The organism is Microvirga arvi, from assembly GCF_016892765.1.
Taxonomy (GTDB): Bacteria; Pseudomonadota; Alphaproteobacteria; order Rhizobiales; family Beijerinckiaceae; genus Microvirga; species Microvirga arvi.
Window position 1 is genome coordinate 98476 of record NZ_JAFEMD010000021.1, and the last position, 7776, is coordinate 106251.

Annotated in this window: 6 protein-coding genes and 1 pseudogene; 1 reads left to right on the top strand and 6 read right to left on the bottom strand. The window is 62.7% G+C overall.

The genetic code is table 11. The annotated features are described in order from the left end of the window. Positions 1 to 7: 7 nt before the first annotated feature. Positions 8 to 1879, top strand: a complete 1872-nt coding sequence (locus tag ILT44_RS15075; RefSeq protein WP_372441168.1) for a PHA/PHB synthase family protein — start codon at positions 8 to 10, stop codon at positions 1877 to 1879. Positions 1880 to 1905: 26 nt separating this feature from the next. On the opposite strand, the gene ILT44_RS15080 is transcribed toward ILT44_RS15075, so the two are convergent. The 6 genes and pseudogenes from ILT44_RS15080 to ILT44_RS15105 form a co-directional block, all read right to left on the bottom strand. Then, entirely contained in the window at positions 1906 to 2979 is a 1074-nt protein-coding gene (locus ILT44_RS15080) for an NAD(P)-dependent alcohol dehydrogenase (protein WP_204240422.1), read from the bottom strand. A gap of 148 nt (positions 2980 to 3127) precedes the next feature. Further along, a complete protein-coding gene (locus ILT44_RS15085) occupies positions 3128 to 3532 on the bottom strand; it encodes an Hsp20/alpha crystallin family protein (protein WP_204240423.1) in 405 nt (134 codons plus the stop codon). 133 nt (positions 3533 to 3665) lie between these two features. Then, a complete protein-coding gene (locus ILT44_RS15090) occupies positions 3666 to 5357 on the bottom strand; it encodes a methyl-accepting chemotaxis protein (RefSeq protein WP_204240424.1) in 1692 nt (563 codons plus the stop codon). A 133-nt stretch (positions 5358 to 5490) separates the two neighbouring features. Next, positions 5491 to 6585 (bottom strand): MFS transporter, encoded by a 1095-nt coding sequence (locus ILT44_RS15095; RefSeq protein ID WP_204240425.1) that lies wholly within the window; start codon positions 6583 to 6585, stop codon positions 5491 to 5493. 26 nt (positions 6586 to 6611) lie between these two features. Then, positions 6612 to 7214 (bottom strand): annotated as a pseudogene (locus tag ILT44_RS15100) (TonB-dependent receptor domain-containing protein); the annotation flags it as partial. A gap of 60 nt (positions 7215 to 7274) precedes the next feature. After that, the coding region (locus tag ILT44_RS15105) for an IS630 family transposase (protein ID WP_204240427.1) at positions 7275 to 7776 on the bottom strand (502 nt) is incomplete at its 5' end.

Sequence of the window (7776 nt, forward strand, 5' to 3'; positions counted from 1 at the left end):
GGCTGCAATGCCGTCCCATACGTCTGGTGCACTTACAAGCGGTCACGCGCCAAAGGCCCAAGCCGCCCCACTTCCCCAGCGGAGGCCAGATCGGCTTCCTGAACGAACCGTGCCTTCGCCCACCCTTCAGTCCCAACCGTCCGATGATGCCGAACTCCATCGGATCCGGGATGCTCTCGATCATGCCGCCCATGCGAGCCTGGCGCGACTCACTGGCGGCCTGTCGCCGGCCGCAGTCGTCGACGCCTACATGGACTGGGCCGTCAATCTCGCCATCTCGCCGGGCAAGCAAGTTGAACTCGCGGTGAAGGCAGCCCGCAAATGGGCGCGGCTGACCCAGTTTGCCTCACGCTGCGCCAGTGGCGGAGGCACATGCGAGCCGTGCATCGAGCCGCTGCCCCAGGACAAACGCTTTGCCGGAGCCGACTGGCAGAAATGGCCTTTCAATCTCATTCAACAAGGCTTCCTGCTCCAGCAGCAGTGGTGGGACAACGCGACAACCGGGATCGACGGCGTCACCAAGCAGCATCAGGCTGTGGTCGAGTTCATCTCTCGCCAGATCCTCGATATGGCATCACCTTCGAATTTCATCGCGACGAACCCGGTCGTGCAGCGGCGTATCCTGGAAACGGGTGGCCAGAACCTCGTGCAGGGCTTTCGCAACTTCCTGGACGATTGGGAGAGGATTGCCCGCTCGAAGCCTCCCGCAGGCGTGGAGGCCTTCCAGGTGGGACGGGATGTAGCCGTCACGCCAGGCAAGGTGATCTACCGCAACCGTCTTATCGAGCTGATCCAGTACGCACCGACCACCGCAAAGGTTCGCCCGGAGCCGATCCTGATCGTGCCCGCCTGGATCATGAAGTACTACATCCTGGACCTCTCACCCCAGAACTCCCTCGTCCGCTACCTCACGGACCAGGGCTTCACAGTGTTCATCATCTCCTGGAAGAACCCGACCGCGGAAGATCGGGACCTCGGCATGGACGATTACCGAGCGCTTGGCGTGATGGCGGCGCTGGATGCCGTGGACGCGGTCGTTCCTGGTCATAAGGTTCATGCGGCCGGTTACTGCCTTGGCGGCACTCTTCTCTCCATTGCCGCCGCCGCGATGGCACGCGACGGGGACAAACGACTGGAAACCCTATCCCTGCTTGCTGCGCAGGCCGACTTTCGGGAGGCCGGAGAGCTCACCTTGTTCATCAACGAGAGTCAGGTCCACTTCCTTGAAGACCTGATGCGCAGCCAAGGCTATCTCGACACCCGGCAGATGGCCGGGGCTTTCCAGCTGCTGCGCTCGAACGACCTGATCTGGTCGAGGCTCGTGCGGCACTACCTCATGGGCGAGAGGACGCCCCTGAACGATCTCATGGCCTGGAATGCCGATGCAACCCGCATGCCATACCGTATGCATGCGGATTACCTGAGGCAGCTTTTCCTGGACAACGACCTCGCCGAAGGACGTTTTCAGGTCGACGGCCGTCCCATCGCCATCAGCGACATCCGGGCGCCGATCTTTGCTGTCGGCACCAAGAGCGATCACGTGGCGCCCTGGCGCTCCACGTTCAAGATCCATCTGCTCGCCGATACCGACGTGACATTCCTTCTCACGACGAGCGGCCACAACGCCGGCATCGTGGCCGGACCGGACAACGCGAAGGGGAGCTTCCAGATACTGACAAGATCCGCTACGGGCCAGTTTCTGGATCCCGACACATGGACCAGGATCGCACCTCGCTTCGAGGGTTCCTGGTGGCCGGAATGGGCGCGCTGGCTCGCCTTACATTCCGGAGAGCTTACGGATCCACCTGCATTGGGCGCACCCGCACATGGCTATCCTGCCCTGTGCGATGCACCTGGCACCTACGTGATGCAGGCCTGATCGGAAGCTTTGACATCTCCCCAACCCTATGGGGTGACCGCCACCTTCAGCACGCCGTCACGCTGGTGGGCGAAGAGGTCGTAAGCCTCCTCGATCTGATCGAGCTTGAAGCGATGCGTCACAAGAGGACGCGTGTCGACGCGCCCCGACGCGATGGCAGCCATGAGCCGTCGCATGCGCTCCTTGCCGCCGGGGCAGAGAGTCGTCCGGATGGTGTGGTCGCCCAGGCCTGCCAGGAAGCCGTCGAGCGGGATCCTGAGATCGCCCGAATAGACTCCGAGCGACGACAGCGTGCCGCCGGGGCGGAGCACCCGCAGCGACGCCTCGAAGGTCTCCTGCCTTCCAAGCGCCTCGATGGAAACGTCGACGCCCCGTCCGTCGGTGAGACGCCTGACTTCTTCCACCGGGTCGACCTTGGTGAAATCGACCACATGGTCCGCACCCATCCGGCGCGCCATCTCCATGCGCTCCGGCACACTCTCGACCGCGATGATCGTGGTCGCACCCATCAGCCGGGCGCCGGCCGTGGCGCACAGCCCGATCGGTCCTTGCGCAAACACAGCCACGATGTCGCCAATGCGGATCCGGCCGCTCTCCGCGCCGGAAAAGCCCGTCGACATGATGTCGGGGCACATCAGCACCTGCTCGTCGGTGAGCCCGTCCGGTACCGGAGCGAGGTTGGCCATGGCGTCGGGCACCCGCACGTACTCGGCCTGGCATCCGTCGATGGTGTTGCCGAAGCGCCAGCCGCCCAGCGGCTTCCACCCGTGCTTGGTGCCGGCCCCATCCTGGGAATGGCAGCCGCACAGGCAAGCCTCGCTTTGCCCGCTCGGCGTGATCGCGCCGGCGATGACCCTTTGGCCTTCCCGGTAGCCCTGCACGGCCGAGCCGAGCTTCTCGATCACGCCGACAGGCTCATGGCCGATGGTCAGCCCTCGGGCTACCGGATATTCGCCCTTGAGGATGTGGACGTCCGTGCCGCAGATCGTGGTGGTGGTGATGCGGATGAGCGCATCGAGCGGACCGATATCCGGGATCGGCTTCTCGTCGAGGACGATGCGGCCGGGCTCGACGAAGACGGCTACTTTCATCTTGGGCATGATCATCTCTCCCAAGTCTGGTCCTCGTTGATCATAGCACCTTTAGCGCTGGGACTCCCATCCGCGGCCTGTCGGGCCGCCGGCCGGGGATGGCCGATCACTGGCTTTGCTTCATGGGCGCGGCATCCCCGATCGCGCGGGCCAACCTTCAGCCGGATTTCGTGTCGTCGGGTTGGCCCGACATATCGTTTGCCTGCCGTCCTCCCTTTCCGCCAGCAGCGCCTTGACCGCTTGCGCCCCGCTCTTGAACCTGGATGCGTCGGGAGCGCTCCTGCCGTCCGGTCTTCGGCACGGTCACGGTCAGGGCGCCATTCTCGAAGCTGGCCTGGACCTGCTCTGAGGCGACGGCATAGGGCAGCCGCAGCGAGCGCTGGAAGGTGCCGTAGGAGCGCTCGACGAAGTGAAAGTTCTCCTGCTCGTTCTTGCGCTCGAATTTCTTCTCGCCCCGGATGGTGAGCACGTCGTCATCGAGACTGACATCGATGTCCTGCTCGCTGACGCCGGGCAGTTCCGCCGTGATGCGGATCTCCTTGTCCGTCTCCGACACGTTCATGCTGGCGTTGACGAAGGTGCCGACATCACCTTGGCCCTGGCTGCCGCAGACCCTCAGATTCTGGCTATTCTTTGAGATGTGCGGCGCCGATTAGATCGACGCCGCACATTGAATATTACAACGAAATTTCGGCCTAAGCCGCTTTCACTCCAGCCAAGAAGGCATTGACCTCGCGACCAAGGTTGGTCGAGTGGCGGGCAAGCTCCTGGGCCGATCCGAGCACCTGGGACGCGGCTGCCCCTGTTTCTCCAGCACCCTGCCGGACATTCACGATATTGCCCGTGACCAGCTCGGTGCCGCGGGCGGCCTCCTGAACATTCCGCGCGATCTCCGAGGTTGCGGCGCCCTGCTCTTCCATGGCTGCCGCGATGGAGACCGAGATCTGCGACATCTCCGTGATTGTCTGAGCGATGCTCTGGATGGCAGCAACGGCCTGCTGGGTTGCCTGCTGGACGGAATGAACCTGGAGCGAAATCTCTTCGGTGGCACGGGAGGTCTGGTTCGCCAGTTCCTTCACTTCCGAAGCGACAACGGCAAAGCCCTTGCCCGCCTCGCCGGCACGGGCAGCCTCGATCGTAGCGTTCAGCGCCAGCAGATTCGTCTGGCCCGCGATGGTGTTGATCAGGGCGACAACATTGCCGATCTTGTCGGCCGAGGCGGCGAGGTCCTGAACCGTCGCATTCGTGCGCTGCGCATCCCCCACAGCCCGGTCTGCGATCTGGGACGAGGCGGCCACCTGGCTTGTAATCTCTCGGATGGAGATGGATAGTTCCTCGGTCGCGGCCGCGACGGTCTGCACGTTGGCCGATGTCTGCTCGGCCGCAGAGGCTACGGTGACGGATTGAGACGTCGTCTCGTCGGCAATGGATGTCATCGACTGCGCTGTCATCTCCATCTGTGAGGCGGCGGACGAAAGCCCCTGCGTCAGAGCCGACACATTGGCCTCGAACTGCTTCGTGAGATGATCGAGGGCCTCGGCGCGGCGGGCCTTGGCGTCGGCCTCCTGCGCAGCGGTTGCATCAGCCTCCTGTTTTGCGATCAGCGCTTCCTTGAACACCTGCACGGTCCGCGCCATGGCTCCGATCTCATCCCGGCGAATGGTGCCTTCAATGCTTGTCCGCAGGTCGCCTGCCGCAAGGTTGCTCATCGCTGCGGACAGCTTTTTGACGGCAATGGAGACGCCTCTGCCCAGGAAGAAGCCTGCGACAGCCAATCCAAGAGTCGCGAGCCCGGCGAACATGAGAAATGCATTGCGCTCCTTTGCAACGAGCGCATCCAGATGATCGACGAAGACCCCCGTTCCAATGGCCCAGCTCCAGGCGTGGAAGCCAGCGGCATAGGCCACCTTCGGGTACTGCTCGGCATCACCCGGCTTCTTGGGCCAATCGTATTCGAAGAAGCCGCCGCCGGACTTGGCGACCTTCACCAGCTCGATCACGATGGAGCGGCCGGAGACATCCTTGAGGCCCGATTGATCCTTGCCCTGCATGGCAGGATTGATCGGGTGCATCACGGTGACGGCGTCATAGCCGTGGATGAAGACGTATTCCGATCCTGCATAGCGAATGGCCCGGAGAGCATCCGCTGCCCGCGCCTTTGCGTCGGGCTCACTCATCTCTCCGCGCTGCGCCCTCGTGTGAAAATCGGCTACGATTGCGTAGGCGCTCTCCGTGAGATGTTTCAGCTCCTCGAATTTGCGCTCACGGAGAAGGTTCGAAATGGCGTTCGAGCCGAACAGCGCGAGTCCAATCAGCGCGACGAAGGAGAGAGCGATTGCAACATAGAAGCGCCCTCCGACAGTTAAGGCAAGTTTCCTAGTAATCACAGCGTTATGCCCCCGGAATGAAGCGGGGCTTTTACAAATTAACCTTCTAAGGAAAAATTAAAACAGCGACTTCCTCTTGGTTATCTGAAAGATGGATCTGCACCCGACTCTCAGAACTGTCGGGCCGCCGGCATCATAGGGCGGTCATTCCACCGTCCAAGTCAGCCTGACCATCGAATTCGGTCTTCAAGCCTTTTGCAGGCGGAGAGGGACACAGGCTGCCGCAGCATTCGACGTCAGGCAGAAGATAGCGGAGGCAGCAGAGCTTCCGCTGACGGACAGTATGCTCGCCTTGCGGCAGGTAACGCACCAGATCGAACATGGGATTCGGCCGACCGTTTCCGCCAAGCCGGGTCTCCAAAAGACTGCGGCCCTCACTGAGCGCATCCGGACGCGCACCCCAGAACCTGACACAGGCCCCTCCCAGGAGCGCGCAGGCAACGCCGAGAATCATCCCTCCCAGCCCGTTGATCACTCCAAGCGAAGCGAGGTCGAGACCGGCATCGACAAGGAAGGGTCCGAGCATGACAAGCCCCCATTTCTGTGTTGCTGCATACAGGGCCGCAAGGGCAAAGCCCTTGCGCATCTCAAGGCGACCGAGAGCCTCACGCAGGGAGGGCTGATGCGTACGCATTGCCTCCGGTTTCGAGGCAGGCGACAACAGAAAGGGCAGTCCGAGCAGGCCGAGGAGCACAGCCATCACGAGCATCGCTCCCATCCAATCGACCTGCGCGACAAGCACGAGGAAGAGCCCGGATCCAATGGCCGCCCCGAGATAGGCTCCGCCCACCTGCGCGGCATTGCCCCAGCCATGATGCTGCTGGGAGAGGCTCTCCACCGCATGGCCGTCGCAGGCAATGTCGACCGTCGATGCAGTAAAGGCGATCATCATGAAGGTGGCCATGATCGGCCAGACGTTCACCGGGCCGACAATGCCAGCCAGAACCAGCCCCGCAGCAGAGATCAGGCCGCCGACGAGGACGATCGAGCGTGAACGGCTCGGACCGATTCGCGGCAGCCGATAGCGTTCGAGGGCCGGTGCCCACAGGAACTTCAGAACCCAGGGCACGACTGCCAGATAGGTCAGGCCGATATGATCGAGCGATATCCCCCGCTCGCGCAGAACGCTCGGGAGAGCGCTGAACGTCACTCCCCCGATGATGCTCTGCCCCACATACAACCCGCCAATTGTCAGGACGATCGCGACGGGTGAATCGAGGCGGCGCATGAGATGCTCATAAACTGCCACTTCGGTCACCACCTGTAACGGAGGCTCGCAAGGACCTCTCGGCCCTCGTCGAAGTAGCAGTAGTTGGAGGTGCAGACCTGACCGTCCTCGTCGAGCAGGTTGTTTGCATTGACCTGAAGCTGCAGGCCCTTGAGGCTTGGATCGATGTTGTCAAGATCGTAGCGGAGCGACGCGTCGAGATAGCTGCGGGGATCGTTCTCGATCACAGAGCGGTTGAGATTGTCGCCGAAGCTTGAGCCGACATAGCGAACGCCACCGCCAATCCCTAGTCCCCGCGCCGGCCCGTCCTGAACCGTATAATCGAGCCAGAGCGAAGCCATGTGGTAGGGCACGCTCGTCAGCCGGTTGCCCTCCGTTTCAGGGGTCAGCTTCAGGATGCGCGCATCGGTATAGGAGTAGGAAGCCTGGACACTGAGTCCTTGGGCCAGTGAAGCGACACCTTCCAGCTCGAAGCCCCGCGAGCGGAGGTCGAGCTGGACCTGCCGGTTCGTGGCATCGACGACCTGATAGATGACGGCGTTGTCCTGACGGAGATCGAAGCCGGCGGCCCGGAGCGACGCATTCAGCCCCGGCAGGTCATATTTCACACCGGCTTCGATCTGCTCGCCTGTTGTCGGTTCGGCTACACCGCCATCGAGAACAGTGCCGGGATTAGAGCGCTTTTGGGCTCACTGTAGGGCATAGCCGGCGTGCCTGATCCAGCCTCGGGCATCCTTTGCGGTGATGGTGTCGAGGGCTGGTTTGAGTTCTGCCTCCAAGGCTTCGAGAGTACGTGGCGCTTTCGCCTTGAGCCGCTCTTTCATCTTGCCCCAGGCGGGCTCGATCGGATTGAACTCGGGCGAGTAGCGCGGCAGGTACAGCAGTCCGATCCCGGCTCGGGCGAGCAGCTCCCGCACTTGTGTGGCGTGATGCGGGCGCAGGTTGTCCATGACCAGGATTGCATCCGGCTTCACCTGCTGGAGCTTGGGCACCAGCACCTGTTCGAGATAGGCCAGCAGCACCGGCGTGGAGGTGGACGCCTCGATGCTCATCGTGGCGACCAAGCCCTCACAGGCGAGTGCTCCTAACACCGTCAGGCGCTGCCACGAGCCAAGGGGAATGGAGCCATAGGCGCGCTGCCCGCGCGGCGCCCGCGCATGGGTGCGGGCCATCTTGGTGGTGACCCCGCTT